Below are 20,815 nucleotides of genomic sequence, written 5' to 3' on the forward strand. Positions count from 1 at the left end.
CCAAGCACATCCGGAACCGGGACAGATGAACATCAATCTTGAAGGCAAGATCGCGCTGGTCACCGGCGCATCGCGCGGCATCGGCTATTTCACGGCCCTCGAACTCGCCAAGGCCGGCGCGCATGTGATTGCCTGCGCTCGCACCGTTGGTGGCCTGGAAGAGCTGGACGATGCCATCAAAGCCATTGGCGGCTCAGCGACGCTGGTTCCCTTCGATCTCGCCGACATGGAGGCAATCGACCGTCTCGGCGGCTCGATCTTCGAGCGCTGGGGCAAGCTCGATATTCTCGTTGCCAATGCCGGCGTGCTCGGCGTCATCTCGCCGATCGGCCATATCGAGGCGAAGGTCTTCGAAAAGGTGATGAACATCAATGTGAATGCCACCTGGCGTCTCATCCGCTCGGTCGATCCGCTGCTGACCCGTTCTGATGCCGGCCGCGCCGTCATCATGTCGTCGGGCGCCGCCCACAAGTGCCGCCCCTTCTGGAGCGCCTATTCGGCTTCCAAGGCCGCTGTTGAAGCGCTGGCACGCACTTGGGCCGGCGAGACCCAATCGACGCCGCTGCGCATCACCAGCGTCGATCCGGGCGCCACACGCACCGCCATTCGGGCGCAGGCTGTGCCGGGCGAAGACCCGATGACGCTGCCGCATCCTTCCGAAGTCGCGAAGGCGATCCTCCCGCTGCTCGGCCCGGGTGTGACCGAGACCGGCAAGCTGTTCATCGTGCGCGAGAACAAGCTGGTGGATTATCGGCTGCCGGCTTGAGCGACTTTCCGACGTTTCTTTGACGCGAACGGCAATGTTGGAAATGGCTCAGCAACTCCCTTGACCAAACCTCGATCCCGCGCCATAAAACGCGTCATGAAAACGGTTACCTGCATTATTTGCCGGAAGATTATTCGCTAGCCCAAAGCTGGCCTGGCCGTTTTCGTCTCCCAAATGTCCAAGATGCGAAACGCCCCGGCCTGCCGGTGGTGGTATTTTTCTGCATATGCATTTTAGGAGAGTGAAATGGGCGGCACGCCGGAACTGAAGCTGTACAATACGCTGACGCGGGAGAAATCGGTCTTTAAGCCGATCGATGCCGAAAACGTCCGCATGTATGTGTGCGGCCCGACGGTCTACGATTACGCCCATATTGGCAATGCCCGACCGGTCATCGTCTTCGATGTGCTGTTCCGCCTGCTGCGTCATATCTATGGCGAACAGCATGTCATCTATGCCCGCAACATCACAGACGTCGACGATAAGATCAATGCGCGGGCGCTGAGGGACCATCCGGGCCTGCCGCTCAACGAAGCGATTCGTGCGGTGACGGAGAAGACCGAGACGCAGTTTCACGCCGATGTCGCCGAACTCGGTTGCCTCGAGCCGAATGTCGAACCGCGCGCCACCGACAATATCGAGCAGATGATCGAGATCATCGAGAAGCTGATCGGTAACGGCCATGCCTATGTCGCATCAGGCGAAGTGCTGTTCGACACCAAATCCATGGCCGATTACGGCCAGCTTTCGAAACGCCCGCTCGACGAGCAGCAGGCCGGCGCCCGCGTCGCCGTCGATGCGCACAAGAAGAACCCTGGCGATTTCGTGCTCTGGAAACTGTCGAGCCACAACGAGCCCGGCTGGGAGAGCCCCTGGGGCCGCGGCCGACCCGGCTGGCATATCGAATGCTCCGCGATGAGCCAGCGCTATCTCGGCGATATCTTCGACATTCACGGCGGTGGGCTGGACCTGATCTTCCCGCATCATGAAAACGAGATCGCCCAGTCGCGTTGCGCCCACGGCACCGAGGTGATGGCGAATGTCTGGATGCATAACGGCTTCGTGCAGGTCGAAGGCCGCAAGATGTCGAAATCCGAGGGCAATTTCGTCACCATCTATGATCTGCTGCACACGCAGACTTTCGGCGGCCGCAAATGGCCGGGCGAGGTGCTGCGTCTGGCGATGCTGATGACGCATTACCGCGAGCCGATCGATTTTTCGATCAAGCGACTGGAAGAGGCCGAACGTCTGCTCGCCAAATGGCCGGTGACCGAAGCCGGCGATGCCAAGCCCGACGAGGCCGTGCTGACTGCTCTCGCCGACGACCTCAACACGGTCGCGGCGGTGCAGGCATTGCATGCGCTGGCGCAAGCAGCCCATACGGATCCCGCCGCCGGCGCGACATTTGCCGCAACGGCCGCCCTCCTGGGTCTCTTGCCGAAGAAGACGGAAATCGACGCGGCCGTCGCGTCAGCAGTCGATGCGCTAGTCGCCATGCGTCTCGAAATGCTGAAGGCGAAGAACTTCACCGAGGCCGACAAGATCCGTGACGAACTGACGGCGAAAGGCATCCAGCTGAAGGACGGAAAGGATGCGGTGACGGGCGAGCGTGTGACGACGTGGGAGGTTAAGCGGTAGGATGGGTTCGGCGGCGAGACATACCCCCCTCTGCCCTGCCGGGCATCTCCCCCACAAGGGGGGAGATTGGCTGGGGGCGTCCGCTCGTCTTGATCAAAGATCAAAAGTGGCCGAAGCCACTTGGCGCGCGATAAAGATTTCGGGAAGCTGGCGCATCTTGCCGATCTCCCCCCTTGTGGGGGAGATGCCCGGCAGGGCAGAGGGGGGTGTTGCCCGGAGCGAGAGGCAAGACGTGTCGCATACACCAGTTCCCCCGCTACGGCGGGCAAATGCCAAGCGTATGCGCAAAGCCATGACCGATGCTGAACTGAAACTCTGGAACGAGCTTCGTGCTCATCGCTTGATGGGTCTCGGCTTCCGCCGACAGATGCCTATTGCCGGCTACATCGTCGATTTCGTTTGCCCCGCCCATCGCCTTGTTGTCGAAATAGACGGCTCGCAGCACGCGCTTGCTGCGAACGTCTCCTATGACGACATCAGGACTCGACGTCTCCAGGCAGACGGCTGGACTGTTCTGCGCTTCTGGAACGACGACATCCTGCGCGATATCGACAACGTGTGCAGCCATATCATCCGAACAATCGGAAAGGATCTGCCATGATGAATACCTACACCGGCGGCTGCCAATGCGGGGCGATCCGGTTTCGGGCGCGAGGGACGCCATCGGATTCATCGATCTGTCATTGCCGCATGTGCCAGAAGGCGTTCGGCGCGTACTACGCGCCGCTGGTTTCCGTGCGCGGGATGGAATTCGAATGGACACGGGGCCAACGCAAGAAATTCCGATCCTCCAATTTCGTCGAGCGCGGTTTCTGCGGTGACTGCGGCACGCCGCTGACCTATGAGGCGCCGGATGGAATGGCGGTTGCCGCGGGCGCCTTTGACGATCCGTCGCAACTGCCGCCCACCATCCAGTGGGGCGTGGAAGGCAAGATCGGCTTTGTCGATCATCTGCACGAGTTGCCTGGAGAGCGAACCGAGGCGGATCTGACTGCAGGCTCCTTCCTGCACGAACTCGTTTCCTATCAGCATCCCGACCACGATACGCCGGTCTGGCCGCCGGAGGATCGCGCGTGACGGAGACAGCAGCACAGACGGGCGGATGCCAGTGCGGCGCGGTTCGCTATCGGGCCAGCGGCGAACTCGGCTATCCTCATATTTGCCATTGCCGCATGTGCCAGAAGGCCGCCGGCAACTATTTTCTGCCGCTGGCAGCGGCCATGCGGAAAGATTTCGAACTGACGCGCGGCGAACCCAAATGGTTCAATTCATCGGATCTGGTGCGGCGCGGCTTCTGCGGCGATTGCGGCACGCCGCTGTTCTACGATATTCCGGAAACGGACTTCATCAACATCACCCTTGGCTCACTGGATGATCCCGATGCGGTCCGGCCCGTAATACAATCCAACACCGGACGCAAGATGTCCTGGTTCCACGCCCTCGACGGGCTGCCGGTGGAGGCCGAGCCTGAAACGCCCGACCGCGAGAACGCGATCGCGGCAAGCAATCATCAGCACCCGAATCACGACACGAAAAGCTGGCCACTCGGAGAAAGCCCATGACGGATAAGATAAGAACAGGCGGCTGCCAATGCGGCGCCGTGCGCTTCCGCATATCGGGCAAGCTCGGGCGGCCGTCGATCTGCCATTGCCGCATGTGCCAGAAGCAGTTCGGCGGCTTCTTCTCGGCGCTCGTCACCGCACCCGAGGAAGGGATGGAATGGACGCGCGGCGAGCCGAGCTATTTCCAGTCCTCCGTCAATATCGAGCGTGGCTTTTGCAGGGATTGCGGCACGCCGATGACCTACCGTCATCCGGGCGGACTGGAGCTTGCGATCGGCACATTCGACGATCGCAGCGATCTCGCACCGCAGATCCAGGTCAACTACGATGCCCGCCTGCCCTGGGTCGAGACGATCTTCGAGGCTCCTGTTCACAAGGACCCGGATTTCTACTCCCGGCAGGAGGCGATCATCTCCTTCCAGCATCCCGATCACGATACCGCCGTCTGGCCCGCAAAAGGCGTGAAGATATGACTGAAGTGCTACGCACGCTCTATCCTGAAATCGAACCCTATGCCTCCGGCCATCTCGATGTCGGCGATGGTCACGTGATCTATTGGGAGCGCTCGGGAACGCCGGGCGCCAAGCCCGCCGTCTTCCTGCATGGCGGCCCGGGCGGCGGCATCTCGCCGGCGCATCGCCGACTTTTCGATCCCGCTCTTTACGATGTCATGCTCTTCGACCAGCGCGGCTGCGGCAAGTCGACGCCGCATGCGGAGCTCGACGCCAACACGACTTGGCACCTCGTCGCCGACATAGAGCGACTGCGTGAAATGGCCGGCGTCGACACATGGCAGGTGTTCGGCGGCTCCTGGGGTTCGACGCTCGCGCTTGCCTATGCCGAGACGCATCCGGAGCGCGTGTCCGAGCTCATCCTGCGCGGCATCTATACGCTGACCAAAGCCGAGCTCGACTGGTATTATCAGTTCGGCGTCTCGGAAATGTTTCCCGATAAGTGGGAGCGCTTCATCGCTCCCATTCCGCCGGATGAGCGGCATGAGATGATGCATGCCTATCATCGCCGCCTGACGCACGAGGACAGAAATGTGCGCCTGGAGGCCGCGCAGGCCTGGAGCATCTGGGAGGGCGAAACGATCACGCTTCTGCCGGAACCTTCCACGAGCGGCAAGTTCGAGGAGCCGGAATTCGCCTACGCATTCGCGCGCATCGAAAACCATTTCTTCGTCAATGCCGGCTGGATGGACGAAGGGCAGCTGATCCGCGATGCCGGCAGGCTCAAGGATATTCCAGGCGTCATCGTGCATGGCCGCTACGACATGCCCTGCCCGGCAAAATACGCCTGGCTGCTGCACAAGGCCTGGCCGAAGGCGGAGTTTCACCTGATCGAAGGTGCGGGCCATGCCTATTCGGAGCCCGGGATCCTCGACCAACTGATCCGGGCGACGGACAAGTTTGCCGGGAAGCAAGACTGATTGTTGGTGTCGGGGCAGCCCCTCATCCGCACTCCATAACAACCCGCTTGGCGGGAGGAAACGACATGAAAGAACGCATCTACCTCTTCGACACGACGCTCCGGGACGGGCAGCAGACGCCCGGCATCGACTTCTCCGTCGAGGACAAGATTGCGATCGCCGCCATGCTGGACGAGTTCGGCATCGACTATGTCGAGGGCGGATATCCCGGCGCCAATCCGACGGATACCGCCTTCTTCAGCGAGAAGCGCACCAGCCAGGCGGCCTTCGTCGCCTTCGGCATGACGAAGCGGGCGGGCGTTTCGGTCTCCAACGATCCCGGCATTGCCGGGCTGCTGCAGGCAAAAAGCGACGCCATCTGTTTCGTCGCCAAGAGCTGGGACTATCATGTCGCAGTGGCGCTCGGCTGCACCAACGAGGAAAACCTCGAATGCATCGCCGAAAGCGTCAAGGCGGCGGGCGGCGCAGGCAAGGAGGCGATCGTCGATTGCGAGCATTTCTTCGACGGTTTCAAAGCCAATCCGGCCTATGCGCTCGCCTGCGCCAAGACGGCGTATGAGAGCGGCGCGCGCTGGGTCGTGCTCTGCGACACCAATGGCGGCGCGCAGCCGCCCGAGGTGCGCGCCATCGTCGAGGCGGTGATCGCCGCGGGCGTTCCCGGCCGCTGTCTTGGTATTCATGCCCATAACGATACCGGCCAGGCGGTCGCCAACTCGCTCGCTGCCGTCGAAGCCGGCGCCAGGCAGATCCAGGGCACGCTGAACGGTATCGGCGAGCGCTGCGGCAATGCCAATCTGGTGACGCTGATCCCGACCCTGGCGCTGAAGAGCGCCTACAATACACGTTTCGAAACGGCGATCGACGAGGAGCGGCTGCTCAACCTCACCCGGCTCTCGCATGCCTTCGACGAGCTGCTCAACCGCTCGCCGGACCACCAGATGCCTTATGTCGGGGCCTCCGCCTTTGCCACAAAGGCCGGCATCCACGCCTCTGCGCTGATCAAGGACCCGCGCACCTATGAACACGTGCCGCCCGAAAGTGTCGGCAATTTCCGCAAGGTCATGGTGTCAGACCAGGGTGGCAAGGCGAATTTCATCAATGCGCTGAAGCGGCGCGGCATCATCGTTGCCAAGGACGATCCGAAGCTCGATCTGCTGATCTCAATCGTCAAGGAACGTGAATCGATCGGTTATGCCTACGAGGGCGCGGATGCGAGCTTCGAGCTCCTGGCGCGCCGCACGCTCGGCACGATCCCGGAATTCTTCATCATCGAAGGCTTTCGCGTGATGATCGAGCGCCGCTTCGACAGTCTTGGCCGTGTGAAGATCGTCTCCGAGGCGGTGGTCAAGATCACCATCGACGGCCAGACGCTGATGTCGGTTGCCGATGCCGAAGGCCCGGTCAACGCGCTCGACCTCGCGCTGCGCAAGGATTTCGGCAAGTATCAGCATGAAATCGACGATCTGGTGCTCGCCGATTTCAAGGTGCGTATCCTCAATGGCGGCACGGAGGCGATCACCCGCGTGCTGATCGAATCCACCGACAGCGACGGTGTGCGCTGGTGGACGGTCGGCGTCTCGGAGAACATCATCGATGCTTCGTTCCAGGCGCTGATGGATTCGGTCATCTACAAGCTGATGAAGAACCGGCAGCTGGCGGGCAAGATCGCGGCGGAATAAGTCTGTTCCGCCGGTTCCGCGTGGGAGGGTGATGCCGACCTTTGTCGCCATCCTCCGTCCATCGCCTCGTTCTGCTTCAGATCCTCTCACCCTTCATTCAACGAAATGAATTGGCCTATTCACGGCGCTTAAGCTAGGCCGGATCAGAAGAAGAACAAAGATGGAAACACTCGATGTCGACCGATGCATCCGTTCCGTTGGCTAAGAACGAAGACAGTCCGCGCGGTTTCGCCTTCGCGCTCACGGCCTATCTGCTCTGGGGCTTCCTGCCGATCTACATGAAGGCGTTGGCGCATATTTCGCCGGCCGAGGTGATTGCGCACCGCATCGTCTGGTCGCTGCCGCTGGCTGGCATCGTGCTGATCGTGCTCGGACGCACTGGAGATATCCGCGCAGCACTCCGCTCGCCGCGTATGCTGGCGATGGCGGCGCTGACGGCATCGCTGATCACCGTCAACTGGGGCACCTACGTCTGGGCGATCGGCGCCGGCCATTCGCTCGATGCGGCACTCGGCTATTTCATCAATCCGCTGTTCAGCATCTTCCTGGGATCGGTTCTCCTGAAGGAGAAGCTGCAGCCGTTGCAAATCGCGGCGATCGCGCTTGCAGCGCTCGCCGTCGTCGTTCTCGCATTCGATAGCGGCGGCATTCCGTGGGTGGCGCTGACGCTGGCGATCTCCTGGGGTTTCTACGCCCTGTTCCGCAAGACGCTGCCGCTCGGGCCGAACCAGGGCTTCTTCCTCGAAGTGCTGCTCCTCAGCGGACCGGCCCTCCTCTACATCCTCTATCTCGAATTCGGCAGCGGCCAGGGCCATCTCTATCGCACCGGCTTTGCCGACACGGCCTTGCTGCTCGGCTGCGGCCTCATCACCGCCGTGCCGCTGATGATCTACGCAAACGGCGCCAAGCTTCTGAAGCTCTCGACGATCGGCATCATGCAGTATATCGCGCCGACGATGATCTTCTTGATCGCCGTCTTCGCCTTCCACGAGCCGCTCGGCACAGCGCGCATGATCGCCTTCCCGCTGATCTGGGCGGGGCTGTTCCTCTATAGCTGGTCAATGCTGCGGACAAGCCGCGGGCGCTGAAGCCGCGGGCGTCACCAGCCCACCTACATCTTCGAAATCACCTCGTCCTCGCCGTCGCGGTCGGCGGCGAGCTGGGCCGCCTGGGCCATAATCGCCGGAATGATGCCGGAGACCTCGTCGACGATAAGCGGCTGCACCCGGTGGGCGGTGTGCAGGAAGCCTTCATCGGTCATATGGCGCATCAGTTCCATCATCGGATCCCAGAAGCCGTTGATGTTGGCAAAAACCATCGGCTTCTCATGGCGGCCGAGCTGCGCCCAGGTCATGATCTCGACGATCTCCTCCAGCGTGCCGATGCCGCCGGGTAGTGCTACGAAGGCATCGGAGCGCTCGAACATCGTGTGTTTGCGCGCGTGCATGTCAGGGGTTACAATAAGTTCGTTCAGCTGACCGAGCGAGTGGCGAGTCGCTTCCATATCGATCAGGAACTCGGGAATGATGCCCGTGACCTGACCGCCGCCTGAAAGCGTCCCGCTGGCAACCGCGCCCATGATGCCTTTGGTTCCCCCGCCATAGACGAGGCGCAGGCCGTATTCGGCGATCTCTCTTCCGAGAGCACGCCCGGCTGCCATGTGCGAAGGATCGCGTCCCGGTCTGGAGCCGCAGTAAACGCAGATGGATCGAATCGATACAGATTGTTCGGTCATGAGGGCAAAACAACTATTCCATTTCAATGCAGTCAAGAAAATTGACTGAAAAGCAGCGTGCCTAGCTTGCCTAATTGCTTTGAATGCTTGTGGAAAGCAACGGGAATCGCTAGCAATTTTGGTTACTACGGCAAATTGCCGCCTTGGGAGACATAATGATGAAGAACCGTGCCGGCTTGCTGGCCCTTGCAGTGCTCGTAATCGCAATCTTACTGATGGTGTTTTTCGTCATGCCGCGCATCGGCGGGGATGCAACCAAAGTCGGCGACGCCATCAACCAGGCGAGCACGGACCTCAAGAACACGGTTAATGAGTCGGCAAAGACATCGCGTTCCGCCGACTCGGCTGCGGTTGCCGATCAGGTGGGCCGCCTCACCGCCGGTGCGGGCACTTCCCTCAGCGAGCTCAGGACACTGTTTGCCGACGGCAAGGGACCGGCTGCGGATGTGCTCACCGCCTCCAAGACCAAAGCAGTCGGCGCGTTGAAGACGCTAGCCGATTTCGCAATCCCCGAGGGGCTCGATCCCGCCACCCAGACCCTTGCCGCGAAGGCCAAGGACGGCGCGTCCAAGGCGCTCGCCATCGTGCAGTCGCTGCCTGAGAATGTCGCCGATGCGCTTGCTGCGATCGCCAAGGCCGAGACCGCGCTGACCGGCGCGCCCGAACCTGCCGCAGCGGCGAAGGATGCCGGCCCGAAACTTCCCGCCTTCGACGTGCTGCGCGTCGAGCCCGACGGCTCGACCGTGATTGCCGGCTCAGCCGAACCGAACGGCAAGCTCGAGGTGCTCGACGGCGAAAAGGTGGTGACCACGGCCAATGTCGATGCGAGCGGCGATTTCGCTGCCGTGCTCGACGATCCGCTTCCGGCGGGCGACCACCAGCTTGTGCTCAAGTTTACCGGCAAGGACGGCAAGAGCACGCTTTCCGAAGAGGTCGCGACTATTTCAGTGCCGAAGGACGGCAATGGCGCCAACCTGCTCGCCATGGTTTCCAAACCGGGCGCGGCGAGCCGCATCATCACCGCGCCGAAGGGCGGAACCGAAGTCGCCGATGCCTCCAATCCGGCATCATCGCCTGCGGACAAGCCGGCGACAGGCGAATCCGCGGCTGCGCCTACCGCAACCCCTGCCCCGACCGGCGAACTGGCGCTGCAGACGCCAGGCCTGCCCGATGCCTCCTCGGGCAGCGCCAATACCCCGGCCGACAAGACAGTCGCGCCCGATGTGATGGTCAATGCCGTCGAGATCGAAGGCAACAAGATCTTCATTGCCGGAACAACGCGCTCCAACGCCAAGGTCATCGGTTATGCCGACGACAGCCTCGTCGGCCAGGACACGGCCGGCTCCGACGGCCATTTCGTCATCGACGGCGTCGTGGCGCTCTCGGTCGGCGACCACAAGATCCGCGTCGATGTCGTCGATCCCGCCGGCAAGGTGATCGTGCGCGCTTCGGTGAACTTCAACCGCCCGGCGGGCGATCAGATAAGGGTTGCCGCGCAATCCGTTCCAGCCGAGGCAAGCAGCGGCTCTTCGCTGGTGCCGCTCGACGAAGGGGAGCTCGGCAAACGCAAGGCCGAGGCCGGCAAGGCCTTCGGTCTGCTGAAGGGGCTGTTTGCCGACGGTAAGCAACCCGGCGCCGAACAGCTTGCGGCAGCGCGCTCGGCAACAGAATTCGCGCTGCGCTCGGTCGCGGACTTCCGCCCGGCAGTCGATGCCTCCGACGCCTTCAAGCAAGCCTCCGGCTCGGCCTCGCAGACCGCCGCTAAAGCGCTGAAACTGATCCAGGGCCTGCCCAAGGATGCGAAATCGGTCGGCGCTGCGCTCGACCAACTCGGCTCAATCATTGCCGAACTCACCGCGACACCTGCGCCGGCCGCACCGGCTGCAAATGAGGCGGCCAGCAACGAGCCGAAGACGATCGAACAAGCGCCGCTGACGGCAAACAACGCGGCGGTCATCATTCGCCGCGGCGACACGCTGTGGCAGATTTCGCGCCGCACCTATGGCCTCGGCGTTCGCTATACGACGATCTACATCGCCAACGAGGACAAGATCGTCGATCCGGATCGCATCCGCCCTGGCCAGATCTTCGGCCTGCCGAAGGATGCGCTGCCGAACGCCGAAGAGCTGCACCGCAAGCGCCTTTCCGGCCAGCACCTCTAGGCTTCAAAGACAGCATGACGAGGCCGGGCGGCATAACCGCCCGGCTTCTCTTTTCCTCAACCCCGCAACTGTTGTATTCGTCGATCCGGCACCCTATCTGGCGATGGCACCTGCGGGTTGCGGGAAGCGCTTTCGGGCACGTTCCGAGCTCGTGCTTTTGACGGCATCGAAGCGCCGCAACCGCGGCAAGTTTCATCCGGGCTGGAGACACCCATGGCAAACGGCAAGACAGTCTCTGAATCCCACCTGCTGCGGACGCTTCTCAATCTCTGGCCCTATATGTGGCCGGCCGGTCGAGCCGATCTCAAGATGCGCGTCGTCTGGGCCTCGGTCTACCTGCTGATCTCGAAGTTCGTGCTGCTGCTCGTTCCCTATTTCTTCAAATGGTCGACCGATGCGCTGAACGGCAGGATGGATCTCGCCGGCACCGTGCCGCCGCTCCTTGCCGGCGCCATCGCGCTTGTCATCGCCTATAACGTCACCCGGCTGATCCAGCTCGGCCTCAATCAGCTGCGCGACGCGCTTTTTGCCAGCGTCGGGCAACATGCGGTGCGCCAGCTGGCCTTCAAGACCTTCGTGCACATGCATGAACTGTCGCTGCGCTTCCATCTGGAGCGCAAGACCGGCGGTCTCTCGCGCATCATTGAGCGCGGCACCAAGGGCATCGAGACGATCGTGCGCTTCACGATCCTCAATACGGTCCCGACAGTCATCGAATTCCTGCTGACGGCAGTGATTTTCTGGTGGGGCTACGGCTTCTCCTATCTCGCCGTCACCGCCTTCACGGTCTGGGCCTATATCTGGTTCACGATCCGCGCATCCGACTGGCGCATCGCCATCCGCAGGTCGATGAACGACAGCGATACCGATGCCAACACCAAGGCGATCGACTCCCTCCTCAATTTCGAGACCGTCAAATATTTCGGCAATGAGGAGATGGAGGCCAAGCGCTTCGACAAATCGATGGAACGCTACGAGAAGGCGGCGACCGAGGTCTGGACCTCGCTCGGCTGGCTGAACTTCGGCCAAGGCGTCATCTTCGGCATCGGCACGACCATCATGCTGGTGCTGTCGGCGATGGCCGTTCAGCGCGGCGAGCAGACGGTCGGCGATTTCGTCTTCGTCAATTCGATGCTGCTGCAGCTTTCCGTGCCGCTCAATTTCATCGGTTTTGTCTATCGCGAAATCCGCCAGGGGCTGACCGACATCGAGCAGATGTTCGACCTTCTGGAAGTAAAGGCCGAGGTCAAGGACGCGCCTGACGCGGCCGAGCTTCGGATCGGCCAGGGCGCGATCTCCTTCAAGGATGTGCACTTCTCTTATGATCCAGCCCGTCCGATTCTGAAGGGCATCTCCTTCGAGGTGCCGGCCGGCAAGACTGTCGCCGTCGTCGGCCCGTCGGGTGCGGGTAAATCGACGCTGTCGCGCCTGCTCTATCGTTTCTACGATATCCAGAGCGGTGCGATCACCGTCGACGGCCAGGATATCCGCGCAGTGACGCAGAAGAGCCTGCGGACAGCCATCGGCATGGTGCCGCAGGATACCGTGCTCTTCAACGACACGGTCGCCTATAACATCCGCTACGGCCGCACATCGGCGAGCGACGGCGAGGTCTTTGCGGCGGCCGAAGTGGCGCAGATCGCGCATTTCATCGAGATGCTGCCCGAAGGGTTCGAAACGAAGGTCGGCGAGCGCGGGCTGAAGCTTTCGGGCGGCGAGAAGCAGCGTGTGGCGATCGCCCGCACCATCCTCAAGGCACCGCCGATCCTGATCCTCGACGAAGCGACATCGGCGCTCGACACGACGACGGAACGGGAAATCCAGACAGCACTCGACGTGGTTTCGAAGAACCGCACGACGCTTGTTATTGCCCACCGACTTTCGACGGTCATCGGCGCCGATGAGATCATCGTGCTGAAAAGCGGCGAGATCGCCGAGCGCGGAACACATGCCGTCCTTCTCGAAAAGAACGGCCTCTATGCCTCGATGTGGAACCGCCAGCGCGAGGCGACACAGGCAGAGGAACACCTGAAGCAGGTGCGCGAAAGCGACGATATGGGCGTGATTACGCGGCTTGCCCCGGCAAACTGAGTGGGAAGGCCGAAGGCAGCACGGGCTTTTGTTGTTCAGAACCCCGGCGCGGGAACCAGGGCCGGGGCGACGGCATTGCCCCGGGGACGGTTTTTCGCTAACCAGCAAAAAACGACAACGCAAGGAGACCGGCAGCCATGAGCCTGTTCAACACGGTTCGCAACACGATCGTCCCCGTGCATAAGGAGGGTTATCCCTTCGTCGCCGCCTTCTTCCTCGCATCGCTGGTCTTGGGCTGGATCTTCAAGCCGCTCTTCTGGATCGGCATGATCTTCACGCTCTGGTGCGCCTATTTCTTCCGTGATCCGGAACGCGTGACCCCACAGGACGACGATCTGGTGATCTCTCCAGCCGACGGCAAGGTCTCAGCGATCCAGATGGTCACTCCGCCGGCCGAGCTCAACCTCGGTTCCGAGCCGATGCTGCGCATCTCGGTCTTCATGAACGTCTTCAATTGCCATGTAAACCGGGCGCCGATGCGTGGGCGCATCGTCAGCATCAATTACCGCTCCGGCAGCTTCGTCAATGCTGAGCTCGACAAGGCAAGCGAGGACAATGAGCGCAACGGTCTGGTGATCGAAACCCGCCACGGACAGATCGGTGTCGTCCAGATCGCCGGCCTCGTCGCGCGGCGTATCCTCTGCTGGGCCAATGCGAACGAACCGCTGGATGCCGGCGAGCGCTTCGGGCTGATCCGTTTCGGCTCGCGGCTCGACGTATTCCTGCCGGCAGGTGCCGCGCCGCGCGTCTCGCTCGGCCAGACGGCGGTTGCGGGAGAAACTGTCATCGCCGAATTCGCCTCGGCCAAGGGTCCCGTCATCAGCCGCCGCAGCTAGGAACGCCGATATGGAAACGCCCTTTCCGCCCTTCGAGCCCAATGGACCTGATGATTCCGCCCGCGGCCCGCGGCTGCGCGAAATCCCGCTCCGGCTTGTCGTTCCAAATCTCATCACCATTCTGGCAATCTGCGCCGGGCTGACCGGCATCCGGCTGGCTTTCGAGAACCGTTACGAGCTCGCTGTCGCCATGGTGCTGCTCGCCGCCTTCCTCGACGGCATCGACGGGCGCGTAGCGCGGCTGATGAAGGCGACCTCAAAGTTCGGCGCACAGATGGATTCGCTCGCCGACATCGTCAATTTCGGCGTGGCACCCGCCCTCGTCGTCTATGTCTTCGCGCTCGACCAGGCGCGCTCGCTCGGCTGGATCGCCGCGCTGATCTATGCGATCGCCGCCGGGCTTCGCCTTGCCCGCTTCAACGTTATGGCCGAGCGAGAGAACAAGGCGAGCTGGCAGTCGGAATATTTCGTCGGCGTGCCGGCGCCGGCCGGCGCCATGCTGGTGCTGCTGCCGGTCTATCTCGGCTTTCTCGGGCTCGAGACCGACCGCACCTTCGCCTATTTCTCGTCGATCTATATCGTCCTTATCGCCTTCCTGCTGATCAGCCGGCTGCCGGTCTGGTCGGGCAAGTCGGAAGGCAATCGGCTGCGGCGCGATCTCGTGCTGCCGATGATGCTCGGCGTCGTGCTCTACGTGGCTCTGCTGATGAGCTACACCTGGGAGGTGATGGTCTTTACGGTCGCCGCCTACCTCATATCGCTCCCCTTCGGCGCGCGGAGATGGCGTCGAAAATACGGGACGCTGACGATCGAGGAACCCGGCGTCGGCGACGACGATATCGGCCGGCATATCTAGAGCCTCACCCCCGGAAAGGCTCTGCTTAAACTTTCTTCAGTAAGTATTAACCAACGTAGGCTTCAGTTAAGCCTCGCGAATTATGGTGCGCGTTTACAAATCCTGATGGGACGCGTCTCTGTTTTGACGCTATCTGCGACGAAACAACAAATTATAAAATACCTAGGGAAGAACCACGTAAGGAGAGTATCGTGACCTCGAAGAAGAGCAGTACCGGCGAACAGCAGGTGTCCAAGCCTGATCTCGCCGCCAACTACCGCCCGGTCGGTTTGAAGGCTGTTGCCGCAGCATCGTTGATGGCAAAGAACAAGCCGGGAAGCGTCAAGAAGTCCGCTTGAAGCGTTGCGCTTCAAGCCGGAATCACGTGCACTTCGAGTCCGGCTCGATGCATCTCGTCATCCAAAACAAAAGTGCTTTTGGGTGACATGCGTTAGGCACCGCTGACGAAGAAATGACGGGACTTATCACCGGAAGCCTCATGGCGATGCCGATCATGCCGTCCCAACCCGCCACGCGGCGGGTCTGGCGAAGAGCGATTGCAGCAACCCGCCGTCCCCAACCTATCCTCGAAGAACATTAGGAACGAAGCCGATACGGCGCCGAGTGCGGCGGATACAGTTTCAAAAGAAGCTGAGCTGGCCGTCATCGGGCCTTTGCTTTTCGGGTGCCTTTGGCGGCTTTTCGATGACGACCGGCGCCTGCAGGTCAGCTCCCATATTGGCCACCTTGTTGACCTTGTCGGAGACCGGTATCGCCTCGAAGAAATCCTCCTCGACGGGCTGCATCATGTCAGCCACCTCGCGCGGCTCCTGCGTCTTGCAATCGAGCCAGCGCGTGAAATCCTCCGGCTTGATGACGACGGGCATGCGATCGTGGATCGCTGAAATGCCGGCATTGGCTGCAGTCGTCAGGATCGCGCCGGTATCGACCTCGGAGCCGTCGGCCGAGGCCCATGTCTCCATCAGCCCGGCAAAGGCGACAACCCCGCCGCGGCGCGGCCTGATCCAGTAGGCCTGTGGCCGCTCGCCGCTTTCCTTGGAGGGACGATGCCATTCATAGAAGCCGGAAGCGGGAATCAGCACGCGGCGATGGCGCATGGCCGCACGGAAGGAGGCCTTGCCGATCGCCGTCTCGGCGCGGGCGTTGATCAGCAGCGGGAATTCCTGCGGGTCCTTGACCCAGGCGGGCGTCAACCCCCAGCGCACGAGCACGGCGCGACGGTCGGCAACGTTGCTGCCTCGCTCCCTGCCCTCGCCCGAAATGACGACGAGGATCGGCTGCGTCGGCGCGATGTTGTAGCGCGCCGGAAAGTCGTCGAGATCGAGACCGGAGAAGACCTCGCTCACGTCGGCGCTGGAGCTTGTCAGGGCGAAACGTCCACACATCCGCCTGTCTTTGCATCCGGCTTACCTCCGGTCAAGACGACTCAGCCTCTCGGCCCAAAGAGGATGACGCTGGCGCCGGCAAGGCAGATCAGCGCGCCGCCGACATCGTAACGGTCCGGCACGCGGGCTTCGACCAGCCAGAGCCAAAGCAGCGAAGCGAGGATGTAAATGCCGCCATAGGCGGCGTAAGTGCGGCCGGCGGCCTCGCTCGGCACCAGCGTCAGAAGCCAGGCAAAAAGCGCGAGCGACACCATGCCCGGCGCCAGCCACCCGATCGGCTTTTCAAGCTTCAGCCACGCCCAGAAGGCGAAGCAGCCGGCGATCTCGAAAACGGCTGCGAAGGCGTAGATGAGGTAGGTCACGGAAGCACCTTTCGAATCCCGCCGTAACTATCCTCACGAAAACTGGGGAAGCCAAGCCGCCGCGGCATGCAAATATCGGCTCATCGGATAGGATGGGCGATCAAAGCAAGAGCAACGTCATGACCTTCACCGCCAAAGCCGCCTCCTCCGCCATTCTCGAACGCGACGGACGATTCCTTCTGGTGTTGCGGCGCAATCCGCCTTCCGCCGACATGTATGCCTTTCCCGGCGGGCGCGCCGAGCCGGGCGAAACGCCGGAGCAGACGGCGCTACGGGAATTCTACGAGGAAACCGGTATCTCGGTGCGCAATCCGCGCCTGTTTTCGACATATGACCTGAAGACCCACACCGCCGACGGCAGCGTCAGCAGCCATTTCCTGCTGTCAGTCTTTCGCGTCGATGCGGATAGGGATGCAGTCGCGCAAGCTGCCGACGATGCAGCCGCCCTCGGCTGGTACACGGTGGAGGAAATCCGGCGGCTGCCGGTGCCGCAGAGCGTGCTCGAATGCGCGGAGCGAACGGCGAACGGCGAATAGAAGTGGAAATTTGAAAGGGCGCCTTGTTGCAGTCATGCTCAACGTATCAACTAGGAGGCATGATTCCCGTTCGGCGCGTTTTCCTGTCCCTGCTCGTCCTGGCCGGCCCTACGCTGGCGCAAGGCAAGAATGCGCCGCCCGCGCCGGTAGAGGAAACTGCGCCGCCTCCTGCTGTGATCGTGCCTTATGACGACAAGCTGGCGCGGTTCGCCGAGGTGCTGGGCTCGGTTCATTATCTGAGGACACTCTGCAAGGCGCCTGATGGTGACGAGTGGCGAAAGGGCATGCAGCAACTGCTCGATTCGGAGACTAACAACGAGCCACAGCGCAAGGAAAAGCTCACTGCAGCCTTCAATCGCGGCTATCGCGCCTTTGCTTCGGTCTATACGGATTGCACCGCAGCGGCCATCGTGGCAGAAGAGCGCTACCGTAACGAAGGTGCAACACTCGCCACAGAAATTACCTCGCGCTTTGGAAATTGACGTTTAATTAACCTGTTTTCGCATGCGGACGTGTCGTTTTGGGAAAAGGCTGTTAGTGTTGTTAACGGTGCAGTAAGACATGAGAAGTTCTGAGGAAAAACCAATGGAAGCAAGCCTCAACGACATCGACGACATGATCGTCCACGAAAAGATGCAGGCGGCTCTGGAGTACCAGAACGAGGCTTGGGCCGACGGAATGGCCGACGGAATCGAGCCTGAAATCATCGCCGATGCCGCCATTGCGCATGCGCTGCGCGAGACAATCAGATTGCATGGGGAAAACAGCGCCGAAGCCCTGCTTGATTCGTTGCGCGACCGCATGCTTGCCGGCGAATTCTCCGCCAACCGCACCCTGCAATAACCGATATCAGAGAGTTCGATGCGCACCGGTAAAGAGAAAGTTTCGCGAATTCCGCTCGCGCCGGTGCTGCTTGCGTTCAGCCTCGCCGCTGGCAATGTTTTCCTGGCGCCGGCAGCCTACGCGCTTTCCGAACTGCACAAGATCCCCGGCCAGGCCAACGACGCCCCCGCAGCTCCGGGAAGCGCTCAAGGGCAGAGCCAGCCGCAGGGCGGCGCAACACCCAACGTTCCCATGGCCGATCCGCTGGTCAAGAGCCAGAACAACCAGAGCGTCGACAAGACACCGGGTGCTGAGGAGAATAATTCCAAGCCCGTCGAGGTCATCTACGACATCAGCAAGGCGCCCGAACCGGTTCGCAAGATGCGCGAGCAGATCGTCGAAGCGGCCGCCTCCGGCGATCTCGAAAGGCTGCGGCCGCTAATGGGCACCGGCACTGACCAGACGCAGGTGACCGTGGGCGAGCCGACCGACGATCCGATCGGCACGCTCAAGGATCTCTCCGGCGATCCCGATGGAGACGAGATCCTTGCGATCATGCTCGACATCGTCTCGACCGGCTTCGTGCATGTCGGCCAGGGGACAGCAGACGACATGTATGTCTGGCCCTATTTTGCCGAGAAGGATCTGAAATCGCTGACGCCGCCCGAACGTGTCGAGCTGCTGCGCATCGTCACGGCCGGCGATCTCTCCGACATGCAGGAATTCGGTGGATATAATTTCTACCGCCTCGGCATCACGCCCGACGGCAAATGGAAGTTCTTCACCGCCGGCGACTGACGCCTACCTCGCTTGCGCCTTTTGCTTGCTGCATGGCGCTTGCGATCCATCTTGCAAAGACATACCTCTGAGCGATAACCAACGCGACAGGTTCCGCCATGCCAGACGTATTCCTGAAAGACCGCTCATTACTCATTGTCAGCGGTACGGAAGCTCAATCCTTCCTGCAGAACCTGATCACCACCGATATCGTTTCGCTTGAGCCCGGCGTGGCACGGCCCGGAGCACTGCTGACGCCGCAAGGCAAGATCCTGTTCGACTTCATGATCTGGCAGTACGGCGACGGCTACACGATCGAAACGGATGCCGGTCAGCGCGACGGCCTGCTGAAACGGCTGACGATGTACAAACTGCGTGCCACCGTTACCGTTGCGCCGCTTGCCGAAGAGGGTGTCACCGTTTCCTGGGGCAATGAGGCCGATGGTGCCCAAGATGCCGCGGGCAAGCAAGGCGTCCGGGACAGTCGCTTCGTCAAGGCAGGCGTTACGCTAACCCGTCGGGCGGGAAGGCACGGCGGCGACGCGGAGACGCTCTACGACGCGCTGCGCATCAGCCTCGGCATCGTGACATCGGGACCGGATTTTGCCCTGCAGGACGCCTTTCCGCATGACGTGCTGATGGACCTGAACGGCGGACTCTCCTTCAGGAAGGGTTGCTATGTCGGCCAGGAGGTCGTCTCGCGGATGCAGCACCGAGGCACCGCACGCCGGCGCGTCGTCACTGTATCCTGCGCAACGGCCCTGCCGGCGACGGGAACTGAGATCACGGCCGCCGGCAAACCTGTGGGAACGCTGGGTTCGGTCGAAGGCGGCAGCGGACTGGCGATCGTTCGCATCGACCGCGCCGGCGCGGCGATGGCGGCCGGTACGCCTTTGCTGGCCGGCGAAACTCCCGTTTCCCTCACCCTGCCGGGATGGTCCGGCCTTGCCTTTCCTACCAGCGCCGACGAGGCCAGCGCGTGACACCGGAGAAAGCACCGCGTGCCTGGCAACGGATGCTGTCCGGGCGCAGGCTCGACCTGCTCGACCCATCGCCGCTCGATGTCGAACTCGCCGACATCGCCCATGGGCTTGCGCGCGTTGCGCGCTGGAACGGCCAGACCTCCGGCGATCATGCTTTTTCAGTGGCGCAGCACAGTCTCGTCGTCGAGGATATTTTCCGCCGCTTCAACGGCCCCCGGCCGGACGAATGCCTGATGGCGCTGCTGCACGACGCGCCTGAATATGTGATCGGCGATATGATTTCGCCGTTCAAATCGGTGGTGGGTGGCGGTTACAAGACGGTGGAAACGCGGCTGGAAGCCGCCGTGCACTTACGCTTCGGCCTGCCGCCGCATCCCTCACGCGATCTCAAGGAGCGGATCAAGAAGGCCGACACGATCGCCGCCTATTTTGAGGCCACCGTGCTCGCCGGCTTCACGCCCGCCGAGGCGCAGAAATTCTTCGGCCAGCCGCGCGGCATCAACAAGGACATGCTGATGATCCAGCCCCTGCCCGCCGTGGAAGCGCAGCGGCTGTTCTGCGAACGCTTCGCGGCGATCGAGGCCGAGCGGAGGATGGAATCGTGACCTTCATCGTCGTCTCGCCGCTGTCGCGCATTGCCGAAATGGCGGTGCGCCATAAAGCGCGCGACATGATCAGCCTGATCGCCAAAGAGCAGGCCTTCCACCGGCCGGGCGTGATCGCGGCCGACCGTCATCTGACGTTGGCAATGAACGATATCGCCTTCAAGGGCACCGGCGGCCTCGTGGCGCCTGATGAAACCCATGTGCGCGGGATTATCGACTTTGTCGCGTCGTGGCGGCAGGACACGCCGCTGCTCATTCATTGCTGGATGGGCGTGTCGCGGTCGCCGGCAGCGGCCCTGATCGCGGCACTTTCACTCGCACCGGATCAGAGCGAGGAAGCACTTGCGCAACGGCTGAGGGCCGCCTCGCCTTTCGCGACACCGAATACTCGCCTCATCGAGATCGGCGACGCCCTGCTCGGCCGCGGCGGCCGGCTGGTTGCGGCTGTGCGGGCGATCGGGCGCGGTGCGGACGCCGATGGCAACGCACCTTTCGTCCTCGCGATTCGGGATGTTGCGCACGGCTGACACCGCTGCCACCCGCTCCATCTGGCCCTCGACGCAGAAACAACAGGGCAGCCCATGGAAG

At 62.0% G+C, this 20,815-nt stretch carries 24 protein-coding genes; 21 read left to right on the top strand and 3 right to left on the bottom strand.

Features of this window, described 5'->3' with window-relative positions:
• The first annotated feature begins 25 nt into the window (after positions 1-25).
• The 9 genes from EFB14_RS31120 (at position 26) to rarD (ending at position 8,165) form a co-directional block, all read left to right on the top strand.
• Positions 26-766: an SDR family NAD(P)-dependent oxidoreductase gene (locus EFB14_RS31120; RefSeq protein WP_126830523.1), complete on the top strand. Its 741-nt coding sequence runs from the start codon at positions 26-28 to the stop codon at positions 764-766.
• A gap of 246 nt (positions 767-1,012) precedes the next feature.
• The gene (gene cysS, locus EFB14_RS31125) at positions 1,013-2,404 is read left to right on the top strand and encodes a cysteine--tRNA ligase (protein WP_126830525.1); all 1,392 of its coding nucleotides are present in this window, start codon (positions 1,013-1,015) and stop codon (positions 2,402-2,404) included.
• A gap of 232 nt (positions 2,405-2,636) precedes the next feature.
• Entirely contained in the window at positions 2,637-3,005 is a 369-nt protein-coding gene (locus EFB14_RS31135) for an endonuclease domain-containing protein (protein WP_126830527.1), read from the top strand.
• Complete coding sequence (locus EFB14_RS31140; protein WP_126830584.1) at positions 3,005-3,481, top strand: GFA family protein; 477 nt, start codon at positions 3,005-3,007, stop codon at positions 3,479-3,481. The genes EFB14_RS31135 and EFB14_RS31140 overlap by 1 nt, the downstream gene beginning before the upstream one ends.
• Positions 3,478-3,966, top strand: coding sequence for a GFA family protein (locus tag EFB14_RS31145; protein WP_126830529.1), 489 nt, complete (start codon positions 3,478-3,480; stop codon positions 3,964-3,966). Before EFB14_RS31140 ends, EFB14_RS31145 begins: the two co-directional genes overlap by 4 nt.
• Positions 3,963-4,439 carry a GFA family protein gene (locus EFB14_RS31150; protein WP_126830531.1) on the top strand — a complete coding sequence of 159 codons (477 nt, stop codon included), beginning with the start codon at positions 3,963-3,965 and terminating at the stop codon, positions 4,437-4,439. Before EFB14_RS31145 ends, EFB14_RS31150 begins: the two co-directional genes overlap by 4 nt.
• A complete protein-coding gene (gene pip, locus EFB14_RS31155; RefSeq protein ID WP_126830533.1) occupies positions 4,436-5,398 on the top strand; it encodes a prolyl aminopeptidase in 963 nt (320 codons plus the stop codon). The genes EFB14_RS31150 and pip overlap by 4 nt, the downstream gene beginning before the upstream one ends.
• 65 nt (positions 5,399-5,463) lie before the next feature.
• A complete protein-coding gene (cimA, locus tag EFB14_RS31160) occupies positions 5,464-7,077 on the top strand; it encodes a citramalate synthase (protein WP_126830535.1) in 1,614 nt (537 codons plus the stop codon).
• Positions 7,078-7,250: 173 nt separating this feature from the next.
• Positions 7,251-8,165, top strand: a complete 915-nt coding sequence (rarD, locus tag EFB14_RS31165; protein WP_126830537.1) for an EamA family transporter RarD — start codon at positions 7,251-7,253, stop codon at positions 8,163-8,165.
• 23 nt (positions 8,166-8,188) lie between these two features.
• Here rarD and EFB14_RS31170 read toward each other — a convergent pair whose 3' ends face one another.
• A complete protein-coding gene (locus tag EFB14_RS31170; RefSeq protein ID WP_125846808.1) occupies positions 8,189-8,812 on the bottom strand; it encodes an LOG family protein in 624 nt (207 codons plus the stop codon).
• Positions 8,813-8,967: 155 nt separating this feature from the next.
• Here EFB14_RS31170 and EFB14_RS31175 point away from each other — a divergent pair, with 155 nt between their 5' ends.
• From EFB14_RS31175 to EFB14_RS33145, 5 genes are all read left to right on the top strand, one after another.
• Complete coding sequence (locus EFB14_RS31175) at positions 8,968-10,974, top strand: LysM peptidoglycan-binding domain-containing protein (protein ID WP_126830539.1); 2,007 nt, start codon at positions 8,968-8,970, stop codon at positions 10,972-10,974.
• A 213-nt stretch (positions 10,975-11,187) separates the two neighbouring features.
• Complete coding sequence (locus EFB14_RS31180; RefSeq protein ID WP_126830541.1) at positions 11,188-13,065, top strand: ABCB family ABC transporter ATP-binding protein/permease; 1,878 nt, start codon at positions 11,188-11,190, stop codon at positions 13,063-13,065.
• Positions 13,066-13,202: 137 nt separating this feature from the next.
• Positions 13,203-13,901, top strand: a complete 699-nt coding sequence (locus EFB14_RS31185; RefSeq protein ID WP_126830543.1) for a phosphatidylserine decarboxylase — start codon at positions 13,203-13,205, stop codon at positions 13,899-13,901.
• Between the two features lie 10 nt (positions 13,902-13,911).
• The gene (gene pssA, locus EFB14_RS31190; RefSeq protein WP_126830545.1) at positions 13,912-14,757 is read left to right on the top strand and encodes a CDP-diacylglycerol--serine O-phosphatidyltransferase; all 846 of its coding nucleotides are present in this window, start codon (positions 13,912-13,914) and stop codon (positions 14,755-14,757) included.
• 191 nt (positions 14,758-14,948) lie between these two features.
• On the top strand, positions 14,949-15,095 hold the full coding sequence (locus EFB14_RS33145; RefSeq protein ID WP_164737619.1) for a hypothetical protein: 147 nt from the start codon (positions 14,949-14,951) through the stop codon (positions 15,093-15,095).
• A gap of 282 nt (positions 15,096-15,377) precedes the next feature.
• Here EFB14_RS33145 and EFB14_RS31195 read toward each other — a convergent pair whose 3' ends face one another.
• Positions 15,378-16,142, bottom strand: a complete 765-nt coding sequence (locus EFB14_RS31195; protein WP_126830547.1) for an SOS response-associated peptidase — start codon at positions 16,140-16,142, stop codon at positions 15,378-15,380.
• A 41-nt stretch (positions 16,143-16,183) separates the two neighbouring features.
• On the bottom strand, positions 16,184-16,504 hold the full coding sequence (locus EFB14_RS31200; protein WP_125846802.1) for a YnfA family protein: 321 nt from the start codon (positions 16,502-16,504) through the stop codon (positions 16,184-16,186).
• A 119-nt stretch (positions 16,505-16,623) separates the two neighbouring features.
• Here EFB14_RS31200 and EFB14_RS31205 point away from each other — a divergent pair, with 119 nt between their 5' ends.
• The 7 genes from EFB14_RS31205 (at position 16,624) to EFB14_RS31235 (ending at position 20,754) form a co-directional block, all read left to right on the top strand.
• On the top strand, positions 16,624-17,040 hold the full coding sequence (locus tag EFB14_RS31205) for an NUDIX hydrolase (RefSeq protein ID WP_126830586.1): 417 nt from the start codon (positions 16,624-16,626) through the stop codon (positions 17,038-17,040).
• Positions 17,041-17,099: 59 nt separating this feature from the next.
• On the top strand, positions 17,100-17,522 hold the full coding sequence (locus tag EFB14_RS31210) for a TIGR02301 family protein (protein ID WP_126830549.1): 423 nt from the start codon (positions 17,100-17,102) through the stop codon (positions 17,520-17,522).
• A 103-nt stretch (positions 17,523-17,625) separates the two neighbouring features.
• A complete protein-coding gene (locus EFB14_RS31215; protein WP_020920882.1) occupies positions 17,626-17,883 on the top strand; it encodes a hypothetical protein in 258 nt (85 codons plus the stop codon).
• An 18-nt stretch (positions 17,884-17,901) separates the two neighbouring features.
• A complete protein-coding gene (locus tag EFB14_RS31220) occupies positions 17,902-18,660 on the top strand; it encodes a hypothetical protein (RefSeq protein WP_126830551.1) in 759 nt (252 codons plus the stop codon).
• Between the two features lie 98 nt (positions 18,661-18,758).
• Complete coding sequence (gene ygfZ / locus EFB14_RS31225; protein ID WP_126830553.1) at positions 18,759-19,622, top strand: CAF17-like 4Fe-4S cluster assembly/insertion protein YgfZ; 864 nt, start codon at positions 18,759-18,761, stop codon at positions 19,620-19,622.
• Positions 19,619-20,227, top strand: coding sequence for an HD domain-containing protein (locus EFB14_RS31230; protein WP_126830555.1), 609 nt, complete (start codon positions 19,619-19,621; stop codon positions 20,225-20,227). The genes ygfZ and EFB14_RS31230 overlap by 4 nt, the downstream gene beginning before the upstream one ends.
• A complete protein-coding gene (locus EFB14_RS31235; protein ID WP_126830557.1) occupies positions 20,224-20,754 on the top strand; it encodes a tyrosine phosphatase family protein in 531 nt (176 codons plus the stop codon). Before EFB14_RS31230 ends, EFB14_RS31235 begins: the two co-directional genes overlap by 4 nt.
• Positions 20,755-20,815 lie beyond the last annotated feature (61 nt).

This window comes from Rhizobium fabae, assembly GCF_003985135.1.
Classification (GTDB): Bacteria; Pseudomonadota; Alphaproteobacteria; order Rhizobiales; family Rhizobiaceae; genus Rhizobium; species Rhizobium pisi.

Excerpts from the sequence above, each read along its gene's own strand:
- EFB14_RS31120 (WP_126830523.1), top strand. The coding sequence starts at position 26 with ATGAACATCAATCTTGAAGGCAAGATCGCGCTGGTCACCGGCGCATCG.
- cysS (WP_126830525.1), top strand. The coding sequence starts at position 1,013 with ATGGGCGGCACGCCGGAACTGAAGCTGTACAATACGCTGACGCGGGAG.
- EFB14_RS31140 (WP_126830584.1), top strand. The coding sequence starts at position 3,005 with ATGAATACCTACACCGGCGGCTGCCAATGCGGGGCGATCCGGTTTCGG.
- EFB14_RS31150 (WP_126830531.1), top strand. The coding sequence starts at position 3,963 with ATGACGGATAAGATAAGAACAGGCGGCTGCCAATGCGGCGCCGTGCGC.
- pip (WP_126830533.1), top strand. The coding sequence starts at position 4,436 with ATGACTGAAGTGCTACGCACGCTCTATCCTGAAATCGAACCCTATGCC.
- cimA (WP_126830535.1), top strand. The coding sequence starts at position 5,464 with ATGAAAGAACGCATCTACCTCTTCGACACGACGCTCCGGGACGGGCAG.
- rarD (WP_126830537.1), top strand. The coding sequence starts at position 7,251 with ATGTCGACCGATGCATCCGTTCCGTTGGCTAAGAACGAAGACAGTCCG.
- EFB14_RS31170 (WP_125846808.1), bottom strand. The coding sequence starts at position 8,812 with ATGACCGAACAATCTGTATCGATTCGATCCATCTGCGTTTACTGCGGC.
- EFB14_RS31175 (WP_126830539.1), top strand. The coding sequence starts at position 8,968 with ATGATGAAGAACCGTGCCGGCTTGCTGGCCCTTGCAGTGCTCGTAATC.
- EFB14_RS31180 (WP_126830541.1), top strand. The coding sequence starts at position 11,188 with ATGGCAAACGGCAAGACAGTCTCTGAATCCCACCTGCTGCGGACGCTT.
- EFB14_RS31185 (WP_126830543.1), top strand. The coding sequence starts at position 13,203 with ATGAGCCTGTTCAACACGGTTCGCAACACGATCGTCCCCGTGCATAAG.
- pssA (WP_126830545.1), top strand. The coding sequence starts at position 13,912 with ATGGAAACGCCCTTTCCGCCCTTCGAGCCCAATGGACCTGATGATTCC.
- EFB14_RS31195 (WP_126830547.1), bottom strand. The coding sequence starts at position 16,142 with ATGTGTGGACGTTTCGCCCTGACAAGCTCCAGCGCCGACGTGAGCGAG.
- EFB14_RS31205 (WP_126830586.1), top strand. The coding sequence starts at position 16,624 with ATGACCTTCACCGCCAAAGCCGCCTCCTCCGCCATTCTCGAACGCGAC.
- EFB14_RS31210 (WP_126830549.1), top strand. The coding sequence starts at position 17,100 with ATGATTCCCGTTCGGCGCGTTTTCCTGTCCCTGCTCGTCCTGGCCGGC.
- EFB14_RS31215 (WP_020920882.1), top strand. The coding sequence starts at position 17,626 with ATGGAAGCAAGCCTCAACGACATCGACGACATGATCGTCCACGAAAAG.
- EFB14_RS31220 (WP_126830551.1), top strand. The coding sequence starts at position 17,902 with ATGCGCACCGGTAAAGAGAAAGTTTCGCGAATTCCGCTCGCGCCGGTG.
- ygfZ (WP_126830553.1), top strand. The coding sequence starts at position 18,759 with ATGCCAGACGTATTCCTGAAAGACCGCTCATTACTCATTGTCAGCGGT.